This is a genomic window from Pseudomonas lini (assembly GCF_030812475.1).
GTDB lineage: Bacteria > Pseudomonadota > Gammaproteobacteria > Pseudomonadales > Pseudomonadaceae > Aquipseudomonas > Aquipseudomonas lini_A.
The window spans coordinates 289,730-306,204 of sequence record NZ_JAUSSR010000006.1 but is presented as its reverse complement, the minus strand read 5'-3'; the positions used below and the strand labels follow the sequence as shown (position 1 = coordinate 306,204).

Below are 16,475 nucleotides of genomic sequence, written 5' to 3'. Positions count from 1 at the left end.
ACCGCAAAACCTTCGCCAAACACGCCTCCCCTGTAGGAGCCGGCTTGCCGGCGAAGGCGTCCTTGAAATCGACGCGAGACTTGAAGTCCATTCGCTCCGGTGCGGCGATCCGAAAAGCCAGGCTCCTACAGGCGTCAAGGCCTTCAGCATTGTGGTGAATGTAAGGACGCCTTCGCTGGCAAGCCAGCTCCTACAGGGGGCGATGGAAATAAAAATGGCGATCCGCAGGGATCGCCATTTTTTATGCCCCGTGAGGGTTAACGCACTGGCAGAATCGGGCTGCCCAAACGCTCCAGCAGCGTCGCCTGCGCACTGCGCGGGTTCTGGTTGCCGGTCGGCGTGTTGCGGATGTAGCGACCATCCGCCTGCAGGCTCCAGCTATGGGTGTTGTCGGTCAGATACAGCTCCAGCTCCTTCTTGACCCGCATGATCAGCTTCTTGCCTTCCACCGGGAAGCAAGTCTCGACGCGCTTGTCGAGGTTGCGCTCCATCCAGTCCGCACTGGACAGGAACATCTGCTCCTCGCCGCCGTTAAGGAAGTAGAAGACCCGGGTGTGTTCCAGGAAACGCCCGATGATCGAGCGCACGTGGATGTTGTGCGAAACCCCGGCGATGCCCGGCCGCAGGCAGCACATGCCGCGCACCACCAGGTCGATACGCACTCCGGACTGACTGGCCTTGTACAGCGCGCGGATGATCTTCGGGTCGGTCAGCGAGTTGAACTTGGCGATGATGTGCGCCGGTTTGCCGTCGAGCGCGAACTGAGTCTCGCGGGCAATCATGTCGAGCATGCCCTTCTTCAGCGTGAACGGCGCATGCAGCAGCTTCTTCATGCGCAGGGTTTTACCCATGCCGATCAACTGGCTGAACAGTTTGCCGACGTCTTCGCACAAGGCATCGTCGGACGTCAGCAGGCTGTAGTCGGTGTACAGGCGGGCGTTGGCGGCGTGGTAGTTGCCGGTACCCAGGTGGGCGTAACGGACAATTTCCCCGGCTTCGCGACGCAGGATCAGCATCATCTTGGCGTGGGTCTTGAAACCGACCACGCCATAGATCACCACGGCACCCGCCGCTTGCAGACGACTGGCCAGTTGCAGGTTGGACTCTTCGTCGAAGCGTGCGCGCAATTCGATGACCGCGGTGACTTCCTTGCCGTTACGCGCGGCGTCGACCAGCGCATCGACGATTTCCGAGTTGGCGCCGGAGCGGTACAGGGTCTGGCGCACCGCCAGGACGTGCGGGTCCTTGGCCGCCTGGCGCAACAGGTCGACCACCGGGGTGAACGACTCGAACGGGTGCAGCAGCAGGATGTCCTGCTTGCTGACCACGCTGAAAATATTCTCGCTGTTCTGCAGCAACTTCGGAATCTGCGGCGTGAACGGCAGGTATTGCAGCTCGCGCTGGCTGTCCAGGCCAGTGATGCTGAACAGTCGGGTCAGGTTGACGGGACCGTTGACCTGATACAGCTCGGTCTCGTGCAGGTTGAACTGCTTGAGCAAGTAGTCGGACAGGTGTTTCGGGCAGGTGTCAGCGACTTCCAGACGCACCGCGTCACCGTAGCGGCGGGAGAACAACTCGCCGCGCAGGGCGCGGGCCAGGTCTTCCACATCTTCGGTGTCGACGGAAAGGTCGGCGTTACGGGTCAGGCGGAACTGGTAGCAGCCCTTGACCTTCATGCCCTGGAACAGGTCATCGGCGTGAGCATGGATCATCGACGACAGGAACACATAGTTGTCGCCAGGCCCGCCGACTTCTTCCGGCACCTTGATGACACGCGGCAGCAGACGGGGTGCCGGGATGATCGCCAGGCCGGAATCGCGGCCGAAGGCGTCGATGCCTTCAAGCTCGACGATGAAGTTCAGGCTCTTGTTCACCAGCAACGGGAACGGGTGGGTCGGGTCGAGGCCGATCGGGGTGATGATCGGGGCGATCTCGTCGCGGAAAAAACGGCGAACCCAGGTCTTGATCTTGGTGGTCCAGTGACGCCGGCGGATGAAGCGGACCTGATGTTTTTCCAGTTCCGGCAACAGAATGTCGTTGAGGATGGCGTATTGGCGGTCGACGTGACCATGCACCAGTTCGCTGATGCGGGCCAGGGCCTGGTGCGGTTGCAGGCCATCCGCGCCGGCCTGCTCACGGGCGAAGGTGATCTGCTTCTTCAGGCCGGCCACACGGATTTCGAAGAACTCGTCCAGGTTGCTGGAGAAGATCAGCAGGAACTTCAGCCGCTCCAGCAACGGGTAGGACACATCCAGCGCCTGTTCCAGCACGCGGATATTGAACTGCAGCTGCGATAGCTCGCGATGGATGTAAAGGCTGCTGTCATCCAGGCCGGGAATGGCGATCGCCGGCGTCGTCGCAGCAGGCTCGGCCACCACCGCAGCGGGAGCAGGCTCCAGCTCCGGCGGGGTTTCGGCGATTTGCTCCACCACAGGTTGAGCCTCTTTTACGGCGACTTCAGTGAGTCCTTCGGTAGTCATGGAATGTTCCTGGGAGGGCTATTGTTGCTCTCGTAACAATTGAGCGGCACGGACGGCAAAGTAAGTCAGGATGCCATCAGCGCCTGCACGTTTAAAAGCGGTCAGGGATTCGAGAATAACCCCTTCGCTCAACCAGCCATTCTGGATCGCTGCCATGTGCATGGCGTATTCGCCGCTGACCTGATAGACAAAGGTCGGCACTTTGAATTCTTCTTTGACCCGATAGAGGATGTCCAGATACGGCATACCTGGCTTGACCATGACCATGTCCGCGCCTTCTGACAAGTCCGCCGCCACTTCGTGCAGGGCTTCATTGCTGTTGGCCGGGTCCATCTGATAAGAGGCCTTGTTGGCCTTGCCCAGGTTCAGCGCCGAACCCACGGCATCGCGGAACGGGCCGTAATAGGCGCTGGCGTACTTCGCCGAGTAGGCCATGATTCGCACATTGACGTGATCGGCCAGCTCGAGGGCTTCGCGGATCGCCTGGATGCGACCGTCCATCATGTCCGACGGGGCCACCACCTGGGCACCGGCCTCGGCGTGGGACAGGGCCTGCCTGACCAGTGCATCGACCGTAATGTCGTTCTGCACGTAGCCTTCTTCGTCGAGAATGCCGTCCTGACCGTGAGTGGTGAACGGGTCCAGGGCAACGTCGGTGATCACCCCCAATTCAGGAAACTGCGCACGCAATGCGCGGGTGGCGCGCTGGGCAATGCCGTCTGGGTTCCAGGCTTCGGCGGCGTCCAGAGATTTGAGTTCCGCTGGCGTCACCGGGAACAGGGCCACTGCAGGAATGCCCAACTCGACCCACTTGGCCGCTTCTTCGAGCAATAGATCAACCGTCATGCGCTCGACGCCCGGCATCGAGGCCACCGCCTCGCGACGGTTTTCACCGTCCAGCACGAACACCGGCAAGATCAGGTCGTCGACAGTCAGAACGTTTTCACGGACCAGTCGACGAGAGAAATCATCACGACGGTTGCGTCGCAGACGGGTTGCAGGAAACAAACGGTTGGCGGGGGTAAAGCTCACGGCAGACTCCTGAGCCCGCGCGGGAGGCGAGCGTGACAGTTATAAGCGACCATTATGACCGTCGTATTACAGTTATGTGCACCTGTGACATGTAGTCGCATTCCATTCTCCTTGTAGGAAATGTTCACGTCGAGACACATTTGGACACTTTCATGAATGTGCACGAAGGGTTAGGCTGCGCGTTCATTTCGCCAGCATCCAGACAATGCTCCAACAATTTCTTCAGGAATTCGGCTACTTCGCCCTCTTTCTCGGCACGTTTTTCGAAGGCGAAACCATTCTGGTACTCGCAGGCTTCCTCGCGTTCCGCGGATACATGGACCTCAAAGTGGTGATGATCGTGGCATTCCTCGGCAGTTATGCCGGTGATCAGCTGTGGTATTTCCTGGGGCGCAAGCACGGCCGCAAGTTGCTGGCACGCAAACCGCGCTGGCAATTGATGGGCGACCGGGCGCTGGAACATATCCGCAGGCACCCGGACATCTGGGTCCTGAGTTTCCGCTTCGTTTATGGACTGCGCACGGTGATGCCGGTGGCGATCGGCCTGTCGGGCTATCCGCCGGGACGTTATCTGCTGCTCAACGGGATCGGTGCCGCGATCTGGGCTGCCGCACTGGCGGCTGCGGCGTACCACTTCGGCGCAGTACTCGAAGGCATGCTCGGCAGCGTCAAGAAGTACGAGCTGTGGGTGCTTGGCGCGCTGCTTGTCGTCGGCTTTTGCCTGTGGCTACGGCGGCGCTTCAAGAATGCCCGTCTGGCGAAAAAAATCTACGCCGACGAGCAAGCCCTGAAAGCCGAACAGGCCAAAATCGACGGCCCTAAGACGCCAGTCGAGTGAAGCGGTTTCTGCAACAGTAGAGACCGATCACGCTGAGCAGGCTGTAACCGAGCAACCCGACCCAGCCCACCGCACTGGCAGGCCACAGCCCGACCACTGGCGCCAGCCATACCAGCGGCAGGTTCGATGCCAGTCGCAGCAGCTCCAGCTTCAACGCCCATGGGCGATTCTCCAAGGCCACGCCCAACACGAACAAACCCAGCGCCACGGCGCTCCAGCCGAGTACCAGAGCGGTCGTCGGCAGATGCTGCTCCAGGTTCATCAAGTAGCTGCCCAGCGCGATGTAGACGCAAAACTGCAACGCCACGTAAAGCTGCTGACGGCCGTCCAGCGGCACCTCGAATTTGCGAAACCGACTCAGGTCCGGTTTGTTCATCGGGTACTTCGCCGCCACATCCGCCGGCCGCCAACCGGTGCGCATGAACCAGATCCGCAACTTGTCCCAACTGCTCCCGGCTCGCCGTGCGTCATCCCACAATTGCACGTAGAACTGCACGTTGGCCCACAACGGATTCCAGCTCGCCAGTGGCGTGGTCACGCCGAAAATCACCGGTTCATTGTCGTCCTCTTCCTGGAACGAGCCAAATAGACGGTCCCAAATAATGAACACCCCGCCGTAGTTGCGATCCATGTAGAGAGCGTTCTGTGCATGGTGAGCCCGATGATTGGACGGCGTGACGAAAAACCACTCGACCCAGCCGAGCTTGGGAATGTGCCGGGTATGCACCCAGAACTGATACAGCAGGTTCAATGCGGCGACGCTGACGAACACCAGCAGCGGCACCCCCAGCACGGCCATGGGCAGGTAGAAGATCCAGCTCAGGAGAAAGCCGGTGCTGGTCTGGCGCAGGGCGGTGGAGAGGTTGTAGTCCTCGCTCTGGTGATGCACCGAATGCGCGGCCCAGAGGATGTTGCGCTCGTGGCCCAGGCGATGCAGCCAGTAGTAGCAGAAGTCGTACAGGACGAAGGCGAACACCCAGACCCAGACACGGTCGGCCGCGAGTTCGAACAGCGCCAGATGCTCGAGGGCAAATGCGTAGGTGACCAGGCCGACCCCCTTGGTCAGCAAGCCCGTGGTGGTCGACAGCACGCCGGTGCTGATGCTGTTGATCGCGTCGGCCACCCGGTAATTGCTCACGCCGCGCCGACGGTCGGCGAGCAGCTCGATGGCGATCAGTACGAAGAAAAACGGCACCGCATACAGAATGAAGTCCATGACGCGCCCTGATCGGTGTCTTGAGGACAGATCCTATGTGTAATCGCGAATTATCCCTATGGCAACGAGTGACAAATTAGTGGACATTTAACGCCATGAATCTGGAGAAAAGCCCATGAGCAAAAAAATTGCAGTGATCCTTTCCGGCTGTGGCGTCTACGACGGCGCCGAGATCCACGAGAGCGTGATTACCCTGCTGCGTCTCGACCAGCGTGGCGCCCAGGTGCAGTGTTTCGCACCGAACATTGCGCAGTTACATGTGATCAACCACCTGACCGGCGAAGAAATGCCCGAGTCGCGCAATGTGCTGGTGGAGTCGGCGCGAATTGCCCGGGGCAACATCAAGGATATTCGTGAAGCGGACGTTGAAGCGTTCGATGCGCTGATCGTTCCTGGCGGGTTCGGCTCGGCCAAGAACCTGTCGAACTTCGCCATCGAAGGTGCCGGCTGCACCGTGCAACCGGAAGTCCTGGCGTTGGCCGAAGCCTTTGCCGAAGCGGGCAAGCCGGTGGGGCTGATCTGCATTTCGCCGGCGCTGGCGGCCAAGATCTATGGACCGGGCGTGACCTGCACCATCGGTAACGATGCCGACACGGCCGCCGCGATGAACAAGATGGGGGCGACACACGCAGAGTGCGCGGTGACTGAAATCGTCGAAGACAAGGCGCGCAAGCTGGTCAGCACGCCGGCGTACATGCTGGCGCAATCGATTGGCGAGGCGGCTTCCGGCATCAACAAACTGGTCGACCGCGTGCTCGAACTGACCCACGAAAACGACGCCTGACATGAATTACGGCAGGAGCCGGCTTGCTGGCGAAGGCGGTGTGTCAGGCGACATCAATGTTGGATGTGATGGCCTCTTCGCTGGCAAGCCAGCTCCTACAGGGGGCGCGAAAGTCGGGTGAGGATTCGGTCCAGCGCATTGGCAAATGCCTGCTTCTCGCGGTCGCCGAAAGGTGCCGGTCCCCCGCTCATCTGCCCCTGCTCGCGCAAGTCGGTGAACAGATTGCGCACCGCGAGTCGATCGCCCATGTTCTGGGAATCGAATTCCTTGCCACGTGGATCCAGCGCCGCAACTCCCTTTTTCACCAGGCGGTCCGCCAGCGGCACATCGCTGCAAATCACCAGCTCACCGGGCACCGCGTGCTCCACCAGATAGTCATCGGCCGCATCCGGACCACTGGGCACCACGATCAGCTTCACCAAGGCCAGGCCCGGCTTGATCTGCGGCTGCCCGGCCACCAGCACCACTTCGAACTGGCGCTTGAGTGCGAACTTCACCACCAGATCCTTGGCGGCCCGGGGGCAGGCGTCAGCATCGATCCACACACGCATCATATTTTTCCTCTATTGAAAAGCATCGCGGGCAAGCCCGCTCCCACAAGGTTAACGCTAAACCCTGTGTGAGCGGCGGTGCGGCGGTCCGACTTGCCCGCGATGATGAGCGCAGCGAATGCTGTTTAAGAAACCTGCTCCCGCCGCTTCTCAGCCACCCAACTACGACCGTACAACACGATGATCGCCAGGATCGCCACCACCTGCGCACTCAGCGAATACGCATCCGCGTGGATCCCCAGCCAGTCGAAGTCAAAGAACGGCACCGGCCGCGTGCCGAAAATCCCGGCTTCCTGCAATGCCTTCACGCCATGCCCGGCAAACACCACCGACAGCGCGCACAGCAGCCCGGCGTTGATGCTGAAGAACAACGACAGCGGCAGTTTCGCCGAGCCGCGCAGGATCACCCAGGCCAGACCGACCAGCAACACCAGCGCTGTCGCCCCCCCGGCCAGCACTGCGTCATGACCCGCAGGGCCGGCCTGCAACCACAGGGTTTCATAGAACAGGATCACTTCGAACAGTTCGCGATAGACCGAGAAGAACGCCAGGGTCGCAAAGCCGAAACGTCCGCCGCCGCCCACCAGGCTGCTCTTGATGTAATCCTGCCAGGCTGCAGCATGGCGTCGGTCGTGCATCCACACGCCGAGCCACAGCACCATGACGCTGGCAAACAGTGCCGTCGCACCTTCGAGCAACTCGCGTTGCGAGCCGCTGACATCGATCACGTACGCTGCCAATGCCCAGGTCCCGAGGCCGGCCAGCAAAGCCAGGCCCCAGCCGACGTTGACGCTGCGCACCGCCGATTGCTGGCCGGTATTGCGCAGGAACGCGAGTATCGCTGCCAGCACCAGGATCGCTTCCAGTCCTTCACGCAGCAGGATCAGCAAGCCGGAGATATAACTCAGGGACCAGCTCAAGCCATCGCTGCCCAACAGGCCGGCGGCTTGCTGCAACTTGGCCTTGGCCGCGTCCAGGCGCAGCTGGGCCTGGGCCACGGGCAGTCCGTCCTGCAACGATTGACGGTACGCCATCAGGGATTTTTCAGTGTCTTTACGCACGTTGGCGTCGACGTTGTCCAGGGAGCTTTCGACCAGTTCGAAGCCTTCCAGGTACGCCGCCACCGACAGGTCATAGGCCTGATCGCGATCGCCGGCACGATAAGCGGCGAGGCTCTTGTCCAGCGTCTCGGCGGTGTAGTCGAGCAATTGCGCCGGGCCACGCTTGACCTGGGGCGGTTGAGCGCGCTGCGCACGGAAGGTCGCCGCGGCTTGCAGGCCGTCGACGGCCTGCACTTCTGCCGGCGTCTGGCGCGCCAGATCCGCGATGTTGTAGGCCTTCGCACCTTGGGCGGCAGCCGGATCGGCACTGAAGCTGGCGACATAGGTCGCCAGATCCCAACGCTGGCGATCGTCCAGTTGATCGGCGAAGGCAGGCATATCGGTGCCTTCGACCCCCAGGCCCAAGGTGTTGTAGATCGCATAGAGGCTCAGGTGATCCAGGCGCGCGGCATCACGCAGATTCGCTGGCGGCGGTGTCAGGCCGACGCCCGCGGGACCATCGCCGGCACCCGTATCGCCGTGGCAGACCGAACAGTGCTGGGCATACAGCGGCGCTCCGCGAGTCGGGTCCGGGGTGATGATCGGGGCCTGGCTGACTTCATAGGCCACCGCCAGCTTCGCGCCGAGTTGCCGTGCCTGGCGGGCCACGTCCGCGCCGTCCTGGCGCGCTGCGATCGCAGTGCGCAGCGTTCCGACACCCTGCTCGAGCCCGGCCTTCTCCGGCTTGACCGGCAGCGCGACGATCAAGCCTTGCAGCACCTGGATGAATTCCAGTTGCTCGCGGTATTCGGACTCGTCGATGACCTTGCCCGCTTGCACGGTCTGTGGGTAGTCCGCGCCAATATAATCGAGCAAATGCAGCGCTTGCGGCGCGCCTTCCACGGTGTCGGCCAGCAGATTGAAACTGCACAGCGCCAACAACGGCAATACCAGCCAGGCCAGAAAACGGGACGGGGCAGTCATGAATGCATCTCAATTGGAAATACGAAGTAACACATTGTTCACTTCCAATGCGATTCACTCAAGCTTTGTTCGCTGATATCGCTACGCCTGCAAAATTTAAACGAATAAAAAACGAACCCTGTAGGAGCGAGCTCGCTCGCGATGGTCTTAAGGGCAACGCGTCCATTCAAAAGAAACGCGTTATCGTTGAAGTCCATCGCGAGCGAGCTCGCTCCTACAGGGTGTTAAATTGAAAGTTTTGTGGCCGACAGAAATCAGACAGCGACTTTACGCAGCGTCGCCATGAACGCCGCCGCGCCAATGAACAGGCCGGCAAATGTACGGTTCATGCGTCTTTGCTGCTTGGGTGTGCGCAACATCCGCAGCACTTTGGACGCCAACCCGGTGTAGCCAGCCATGACAATCAGGTCCACAAAGACCATGGTCACACCGATGATCAGGTATTGAGCCAGCAGCGGTGCGTGAGGGTCGATGAACTGCGGCAAGACCGCCAGCATGAACACCAGCGCCTTGGGGTTGCTGATATTCACCAGAAAACCACGGAACACCAGAGCCATCGGCTTGCCGATCTGCCGCACGGCCGCGTCATCGCTCATGTCGCTGGGCAGCGCTCGCCATTGCTTGATCGCAAGGAAAACCAGATAGGCCACGCCGAACCATTTGATCGCGTAGAACGCCGTGGCCGACGCGGTGAGAATGGCGCCAACCCCGGCGCCGACAATCGCGATCTGCACCGCCAGGCCCAATTGCAGGCCCAGGGCGTTCCAGTAGCCGCGCCAGAAACCGTATTGCAGGCCGCTGGACATCGACGCAATGGCGCCGGCACCAGGGGAAAGGCTGATCACCCAGCAGGCGGCAAAGAACGCCAGCCATGTTTGAAGCTCCATTGCTCACCTCGACTCGGACTCGTGACAGATGTCTAAGCTAATGCGGCTTTGAGCTAGTGACTATCGATTTTTGCACAATGTAGCGCCTGCCGACCGGCGTTTGCAGCTATAGGGCCCCTTCGCGAGCAGGCTCGCTCCCACAGGTGACCGCGTGCTCATTAACGACTCGGTCTAACTGTGGGAGCGAGCCTGCTCGCGAAAGCAGTGCTTCAGGCGACAGAAAATCTATTTCCCGAACCCATTCGAAGGAAATACATCGCTACCCCGCCAACGCCGAACCGAACGCTGGAAGAACAAACTGTTGGGCACCTGCACCATCGCGCTACCGGTGCCGAGTTCTTCAGCCTCGATCAACGTGGTGTAAAGCAGATTGATCGCCACCACCCGCCCCTTGACCCCGAGCTTGTCGGTGGTGTCCACCAGTTCGACCACGTCACCGATGCGGAATGGACCTACGGTAAAGATCAGGATGGCGCAGAGCAGGTTGGAGAGCACGCTCCACATGGCGAAGAACGCCACCGCCGCCACCGCGACGAAGCCCGACAACGCCGTCCAGAGCACCGTGGCCGAGACCCCGAGGCGTTCCAGGACGAAGATCAGCGCACTGCCCATGATGAGCCAGCGCAGCCCGCCGCGCAGCGGCATCAGCAGTTGCGGCGGCAATGGATAGCGCTCGCCCAGGCGGGTCAGGCACTTGGCGACGAAGCGCTGGGCGATGTAGCCCGCCAACAGAATCAGCAGGATTTGGCCGAAGAGCCAGAGCGGCTCGATCCACATGGCCGACAGCGGCAGCTTGAAGGCCTCCATCAAGACAGCGCCTCCAACTCCGCCTGCATGCTTTCGAGCAATTCCAGGGCTTCCATCCAGGCTTCTTCCAGTTCGGCTTCACGCACCTTTAGCTTGGCCTGTTCAGCCAGCAGATCACGCAAATCGTTCTTGCGCGCCGGTTCGTAGATGTCGCTGTCGCCAAGGCCGGCATCGATTTTCGCCAGTTTCTCGTGCAGCTTGCCCAGCTCGGCTTCGAGCTTGTCAGCCTCGCGCTTGTGCGGGGCCAGTTGCTGGCGCAGCGCCGCTGCGGCCTGGCGCTGGGCTTTCTTGTCGGTCTTGTCCGGATTGACCGGGGTATTACTGACCGGGGCATTGCGCTGGCGGTACTCCACCAGCCACCGGGTGTAGTCTTCCAGGTCGCCGTCGAATTCCTCGACCTTGCCGTCCGCCACCAGGTAGAAATTGTCGGTGGTGCTTTTAAGCAAATGACGGTCGTGGGAGACCACCAGTACCGCACCGGTGAACTCCTGCAGCGCCATGGTCAGCGCCAGGCGCATTTCCAGGTCCAGGTGGTTGGTCGGTTCGTCGAGCAGCAACAGGTTCGGCCGGCCCCAGGCGATCAACGCCAAGGCCAGGCGGGCCTTCTCGCCACCGGAGAAATTCAGCACAGGTTCGTCGATCCGCGCGCCACGGAAGTCGAAACCGCCAAGGAAGTCACGCAGGGTCTGCTCGCGCTCGGTCGGCGCCAGACGCTGCAGGTGCAGCAACGGGCTGGCCTTGGAATCCAGGGAGTCCAGTTGGTGTTGGGCGAAGTAACCGACCACGGTGTTCTCGCCGCGGGTCAGTCGACCGGCCAGGGGTTCGAGCTCACCGGAGAGGTTCTTGATAAGGGTCGATTTACCTGCGCCGTTGGGGCCGAGCAAACCGATTCGCGCGCCAGGGGTCAATTGCAGCTTGACCTTCTCCAGCACGGTTTTGTCGCCGTAACCCAAGCGAGCATCGGACAGGTCGATCAACGGACTGGAGATCTTCGTCGACTCGCGGAAGACAAAGTCGAACGGCGAATCGACGTGGGCGGCAGACAACTCTTCCATCCGCTCCAGCGCCTTGATCCGGCTCTGGGCCTGACGGGCCTTGGTAGCCTGGGCCTTGAAGCGGGCGATGTAGCTTTCCATGTGCGCACGTTGCGCCTGCTGCTTCTCGTAGGCCTGCTGTTGCTGGGCCAGACGCTCGGCACGGGCGCGTTCGAACGCGGTATAACCACCGCGGTACAGGGTGATCTTGCGTTGATCGACGTGAGCCACGTGATCGACCACGGCATCGAGGAAGTCGCGGTCGTGGGAAATCAGCATCAAGGTGCCGGGGTAGCTTTTGAGCCACTCTTCAAGCCAGATGATGGCGTCGAGATCCAGGTGGTTGGTCGGTTCGTCGAGCAGCAACAGGTCCGAGGGACACATCAAAGCCTGCGCCAGATTCAGACGCATCCGCCAGCCACCGGAGAAACTTCCTACCTGTCGATCCATCTGATCGTTGGTGAAGCCCAAACCGGCCAGGAGCTTGCGCGCCCGGGCGTCGGCGGTGTATCCGTCGGCACTGTCGAGCTCGGCGTGCAGGCGGGCCTGAGCGGCACCGTCATGCGCCGCTTCGGCGGCGGCGAGGTCGCGTTGCACCTCTCGCAGGCGCAGGTCGCCATCGAGCACGTAGTCGACCGCGATCCGATCGAGGGTGTCGATCTCCTGGCGCATGTGGGCGATGCGCCAGTCCGCCGGCAGCAAGCAATCACCCGAGTCCGGATGCAGGTCACCCAGGAGCAAGGCGAACAGGCTCGATTTGCCGGCGCCGTTGGCACCGATGAGGCCGGCTTTGTGGCCGGCGTGCAGAGTCAGCTCGGCGTCTTCTAGCAGACGTTGCGGGCCACGCTGTAAAGTCAGGTTCTGAAGTCGGATCATAATGGCGGCGGAGTCTACCAGCTTCGCTCGCAACTGGCGCGAGTAGCACGATGTCCCCTGACCTGTGGAGCTTTTCCCTTGACACCTACGCCCGTCCCGGCGTCGAAACCGCGTGCCTGGAATTGCAGTCGACGGGCGCCAATGTGTGCCTGCTGCTGTGTGGGCTGTGGCTGGGACAGCAAGGTGTTGCCTGCAACGAGCAACGATTGCGGCTGCTTCGCAACCTGGCCGAGCCATGGGACGCCGATGTTGTAAAGCCGCTGCGGGCATTGCGCATGCAATGGAAAACCGCTGCCGCTTCAGACATCGAACTCAATGCATTGCGCGAACAGGTGAAGGCACTGGAGCTCGAAGCCGAGCGACACCTGCTATTGCGGCTGGAGAGAACGGCACACAGTTGGCCGCAGTGTGGGGTGACCGATCTATCGGCCTGGCTGGAAGGTGTGACGGCAGGCGCCGCCCACCTGGACCGCGACGCGCTGCATCAGCTGCGCGTCGCGGCAACCGGCGCTTAGGAGGCGCTGGTTGGGGTATTGCTGGTGCTCGACGAAGCGGCTGGCGTTGGCGCAGGCGAGGTGGTCGAGTTGGTTGCTGCAGGCGCTGCAGAAGCAGACGGCTCTGGCGTCACTGGCTTGGCAGCGGGCGCAGGGATCGGCTTGGCCGTGGCGGCCGGTTTTCTCACGGCTGCTTTGGCTGCAGGCTTGGCGGCTGGTTTTGCAGCTGGCTTGGCAGCTACAGGTTTGGCCGCGGCAGTTTTTGCGGCAGTCGCTGGCTTGGCGACAGCGGTTTTTGCAGTTGTTTTTGCAGTTGTTTTTGCAGTTGTTTTTGCAGTTGGATTTGCAGCCGGCTTGGCAGCGGTTTTAGCGGCAGCAGGCTTGGTGGCAGTTTTCGCAGTGGCAGTTTTAGCAGCAGGGTTTGCAGCGGCGGTTTTCGCCACGGCCGGTTTCGCCGCGGCGGTTCTTGCAGCAGGTTTGGCAGCCGTTGTTTTCGCAGCGGCAGGTTTGGCAGCCGTGGATCTGGCAGCTGGTTTCGCAGCGCTGGCAGCCACCGGTTTTTTCGCCGCCGTTTTAGCGGCTGGTTTTGCTACGGCCTTCACCGGTGCCTTGGCGGCGGTTTTTTTAACAGGAGCCGCAGCAGGCTTGGCCGATGCTTTTGCAGCAGCCGGTTTGGCAGCGGCTTTCTTCGCAGGTGCCGCAGCGGACTTGGCGGAACGCAGGGACAACGCCTTGCCGACAGCCTCTTGTACACGACCGACACCCTGGGCCAGTTTCAGGCTTTCTTGAGCATCGCGCTTGAGTTGCAGGATGTAGCTGCGGGTTTCGGATTGACGATCCTTGAGGGCGTCGAGCAAGTCCTCGAGCTCCTTCACTGCGTCCTTGGCTTTGGTCTGCGCCTTGGCCTTGCCGGCCGACGCAGCGTCCTGCACTTTGGTGCGGGACTTGTGCAGTTTTTCCTGTGCTTTGCCGCGTTGCTTTTCCAGTTTGGCGAGCAGTTTTTCAGCATCAGCCAAGGCTTGGGAACAAGCGGTTTCCAAATGCTCGAGCAGGCTGCCCGAGAGTTGTTGGAGTAAGTGCAACGGAGTATTTACAGGCTTCTTGGTGGCCGACATGGTTTACCTCCTGGCTGACGTGGGTGCGGCCCATACTAGACCTCTGCTGCTACCGCCGCTAGGGCATGTTGACAGTAACCAAAGCACTGCGTTGCTCGGGATGGAAAATGTTCTGCGCCTGCGTCAAACCAGTTCACCGTCAAGCGCATTCACACTGGCATAATCCATCGCATCTCAGGTCGGAGAGTGCCCATGTCGCGTTTCCTTTTTTTATCTCTTTGCGTGTTTTTTTCCGTGGCACAGGCCGCGGAAAAATCCACGGAAAACGACGCCCGAGAACTTGCCTACAGCCTGGGCGCAAGCCTTGGCGAACGCTTGCGCCAAGAGGTCCCCGATCTGCAACTTCAAGCGCTGGTCGACGGATTGCAGCAAGCCTATCAAGGCAAACCCCTGGCACTCAGAGATGAGCAGATCGAACAGATTCTTGCCGAGCACGAAGCCCAGGTTGCCGAGCGACCCGCCATGCCGCAAAGCGAAGTCGCCCTCGAAAATGAACAGCGCTTTCTCGCCGGGGAAAAAGCCAAACCCGGGGTTCGCGAATTGGCAGACGGAATATTGCTGACGGAACTGACTCCAGGCACCGGCGCAAAAGCCGGCCCAAACGGCAAGGTCCAGGTGATGTATGTCGGTCGGCTTCCCGACGGCTCAGTGTTCGATCAGAACAGTCAGCCGCAGTGGTTCAGTCTCGACAGCGTGATCAGCGGATGGCGCAGTGCCTTGCAACAGATGCCGGTCGGCGCCAAGTGGCGATTGGTGATTCCATCGGCCCAAGCCTATGGTGCCGACGGTGCTGGCGACCTGATCGCGCCGTTCACGCCGCTGGTGTTCGAAGTCGAATTACGCGGCGCTACGGGCTGAACGGCCGAAACGAAAAACGGCGCGCATGGCGCACCGTTTTCAACATCTTGCAGCAAGGCAGGTCCTGGAAAAGGGTTCAGGCCTGAACCGGGTCCTCTTCCTTGTGAGCCGTGTGCAGCACTTCGATCAGGCAGTCTTCCAGTTCGAAGCGCTCGTGCAACAGGCCACCCAACTCCTTGAACTTCTCGGCGACGCATTTACCTGCATCACAGAGGTCGTTGAATGCGAGCAACTTCTCGGTGATGACATCGATGCGCGGATAGATCGTCTCGGCCAGTTCCAGGCCGCGCTTGTCGTTGAAAGCCTTGGCTTCCCCCGTCAGCTGTTCGTAGATCTCGAAATGCCCGGCAGACACGTAGTCGACCAGCACTCCGCAGAATTCCTGCAGCGGTTTTCGGTTTTCACCCAGAGCCTCAGGCTTGGCGCCGAGATCATCATAGGCCCGAACCAGTTCGTGACGCTCCTGCAACCAGCGGTCGATCAGCAGATGAACTCCACCCCAACGTTCCTGAGCATTCTGACAACTTTCGAGCATGGCGGTCTCTCTTCCCTTGTGGGTCATGCTGCCCTACACCTGTCGCAAGCTTGAACATCAAGTGTCGGCCAGGCAGAGCGTCATTCGAGCAACATAATTCCAATGACACGTGCGGGCCAGATTATGCCCGCGCGACAATGGCTTCAAGGTACGCAGGAGATAAAGTTCATACAAGTGTTTAATCACCCACCAGGGCCCGGTGCGACGACTCGCCGCTGAGCGGTCGCCGACACGCGACCCAGACCAGCCGCAACAGCTGGCAAACCCCCAGGATCATCATCCCGACGAAGAACAGCAGGCTCCACTCCGGAATGCTCAGGTCGAACAATGTCCAGGAAATGTACGCGCATTCAGTCGTGCCTTCGAACATCTGCTGCACCACGAACATCCAGGGCCTGGTGGCGAACAGGTCCGCCAGATTGGGAACGCAGTTTGAAAGCTGATGCACCGGCTCGCTTTGCAACAGTACCTGCCGCAATGCAGTGAAAGTACCTGCCAGCGTGCAACAAAGACCGAGCAGCCAATACATGAAGGTACCGAAGCGTCCGGGACCATGCACCGAAGCCATCAGGCAGATCCCCGTGAGCAGCGCCAGGCAAATCCGTTGCAACAGACACAACCCGCAAGGATGGAGGCCGACTGAATATTCCAGGTAATAGGAAACACCCAGGGCCAGGGCGCCTGCAATGAAAGCCATGAAAAACAAGGAGCGTGAGCAGGCCAAAGACATGGCTTTTCCGTAACAGTGGAGACAGGCGGTTACGGTAGAGTAAAGCGCGCTAGCCTTACAAGGCACGTCGGCAGGGACAGTTCAGCAGATGTTTGGGGAATTTCCGACAGAAGCGAGAGGATCAGGTGTAGTCCCTTGTAGGATTATTCCGCCGACGGACTAAAAGGTAAAAATTCGCTCACCAAAGACGCACCCTGCGAGAGGGGTTTGTCTG

15 protein-coding genes are annotated in these 16,475 nt (G+C 60.6%); 4 read left to right on the top strand and 11 right to left on the bottom strand.

Annotated elements, in window-relative coordinates:
• Window positions 1–257: 257 nt before the first annotated feature.
• Window positions 258–2,480: a polyphosphate kinase 1 gene (gene ppk1 / locus J2W17_RS14100; protein WP_307334822.1), complete on the bottom strand. Its 2,223-nt coding sequence runs from the start codon at window positions 2,478–2,480 to the stop codon at window positions 258–260.
• 18 nt (window positions 2,481–2,498) lie between these two features.
• Window positions 2,499–3,512: a porphobilinogen synthase gene (gene hemB, locus J2W17_RS14095; RefSeq protein ID WP_307334820.1), complete on the bottom strand. Its 1,014-nt coding sequence runs from the start codon at window positions 3,510–3,512 to the stop codon at window positions 2,499–2,501.
• A gap of 205 nt (window positions 3,513–3,717) precedes the next feature.
• Between hemB and J2W17_RS14090 the strand changes: the two genes are divergently transcribed.
• Complete coding sequence (locus J2W17_RS14090) at window positions 3,718–4,350, top strand: DedA family protein (RefSeq protein WP_064680375.1); 633 nt, start codon at window positions 3,718–3,720, stop codon at window positions 4,348–4,350.
• Here J2W17_RS14090 and J2W17_RS14085 read toward each other — a convergent pair.
• Entirely contained in the window at window positions 4,331–5,566 is a 1,236-nt protein-coding gene (locus tag J2W17_RS14085) for a sterol desaturase family protein (RefSeq protein WP_307334818.1), read from the bottom strand. The two genes, J2W17_RS14090 and J2W17_RS14085, sit on opposite strands and share 20 nt — an antisense overlap.
• A 115-nt stretch (window positions 5,567–5,681) precedes the next feature.
• Between J2W17_RS14085 and elbB the strand changes: the two genes are divergently transcribed.
• Window positions 5,682–6,350, top strand: a complete 669-nt coding sequence (gene elbB, locus J2W17_RS14080) for an isoprenoid biosynthesis glyoxalase ElbB (RefSeq protein ID WP_307334816.1) — start codon at window positions 5,682–5,684, stop codon at window positions 6,348–6,350.
• A gap of 95 nt (window positions 6,351–6,445) precedes the next feature.
• On the opposite strand, the gene J2W17_RS14075 is transcribed toward elbB, so the two are convergent.
• From J2W17_RS14075 to abc-f, 5 genes are all read right to left on the bottom strand, one after another.
• The gene (locus J2W17_RS14075; RefSeq protein ID WP_307334814.1) at window positions 6,446–6,901 is read right to left on the bottom strand and encodes a YaiI/YqxD family protein; all 456 of its coding nucleotides are present in this window, start codon (window positions 6,899–6,901) and stop codon (window positions 6,446–6,448) included.
• A 125-nt stretch (window positions 6,902–7,026) separates the two neighbouring features.
• Complete coding sequence (locus J2W17_RS14070) at window positions 7,027–8,925, bottom strand: cytochrome c/FTR1 family iron permease (RefSeq protein ID WP_307334812.1); 1,899 nt, start codon at window positions 8,923–8,925, stop codon at window positions 7,027–7,029.
• Between the two features lie 254 nt (window positions 8,926–9,179).
• Window positions 9,180–9,812, bottom strand: coding sequence for a homoserine/homoserine lactone efflux protein (gene rhtB, locus J2W17_RS14065; protein WP_150747929.1), 633 nt, complete (start codon window positions 9,810–9,812; stop codon window positions 9,180–9,182).
• Between the two features lie 225 nt (window positions 9,813–10,037).
• A complete protein-coding gene (locus J2W17_RS14060) occupies window positions 10,038–10,619 on the bottom strand; it encodes a mechanosensitive ion channel family protein (RefSeq protein WP_307334811.1) in 582 nt (193 codons plus the stop codon).
• Window positions 10,619–12,529, bottom strand: coding sequence for a ribosomal protection-like ABC-F family protein (abc-f, locus tag J2W17_RS14055; protein ID WP_307334809.1), 1,911 nt, complete (start codon window positions 12,527–12,529; stop codon window positions 10,619–10,621). Before abc-f ends, J2W17_RS14060 begins: the two co-directional genes overlap by 1 nt.
• A gap of 50 nt (window positions 12,530–12,579) precedes the next feature.
• On the opposite strand from abc-f, the gene J2W17_RS14050 reads away from it, so the two are divergent.
• The gene (locus tag J2W17_RS14050) at window positions 12,580–13,044 is read left to right on the top strand and encodes a TIGR02444 family protein (RefSeq protein ID WP_307334807.1); all 465 of its coding nucleotides are present in this window, start codon (window positions 12,580–12,582) and stop codon (window positions 13,042–13,044) included.
• On the opposite strand, the gene J2W17_RS14045 is transcribed toward J2W17_RS14050, so the two are convergent.
• Entirely contained in the window at window positions 13,041–14,138 is a 1,098-nt protein-coding gene (locus tag J2W17_RS14045) for an AlgP family protein (protein WP_307334805.1), read from the bottom strand. The two genes, J2W17_RS14050 and J2W17_RS14045, sit on opposite strands and share 4 nt — an antisense overlap.
• Before the next feature lie 192 nt (window positions 14,139–14,330).
• Between J2W17_RS14045 and J2W17_RS14040 the strand changes: the two genes are divergently transcribed.
• Window positions 14,331–14,996, top strand: coding sequence for an FKBP-type peptidyl-prolyl cis-trans isomerase (locus J2W17_RS14040; protein ID WP_307334803.1), 666 nt, complete (start codon window positions 14,331–14,333; stop codon window positions 14,994–14,996).
• Window positions 14,997–15,072: 76 nt separating this feature from the next.
• Here J2W17_RS14040 and rsd read toward each other — a convergent pair whose 3' ends face one another.
• Together rsd and J2W17_RS14030 are read right to left on the bottom strand one after the other, a co-directional pair.
• Window positions 15,073–15,531, bottom strand: coding sequence for a sigma D regulator (gene rsd, locus J2W17_RS14035; RefSeq protein ID WP_150798684.1), 459 nt, complete (start codon window positions 15,529–15,531; stop codon window positions 15,073–15,075).
• Window positions 15,532–15,709: 178 nt separating this feature from the next.
• Window positions 15,710–16,261 carry a disulfide bond formation protein B gene (locus tag J2W17_RS14030; RefSeq protein ID WP_307334800.1) on the bottom strand — a complete coding sequence of 184 codons (552 nt, stop codon included), beginning with the start codon at window positions 16,259–16,261 and terminating at the stop codon, window positions 15,710–15,712.
• Between the last annotated feature and the right edge of the window lie 214 nt (window positions 16,262–16,475).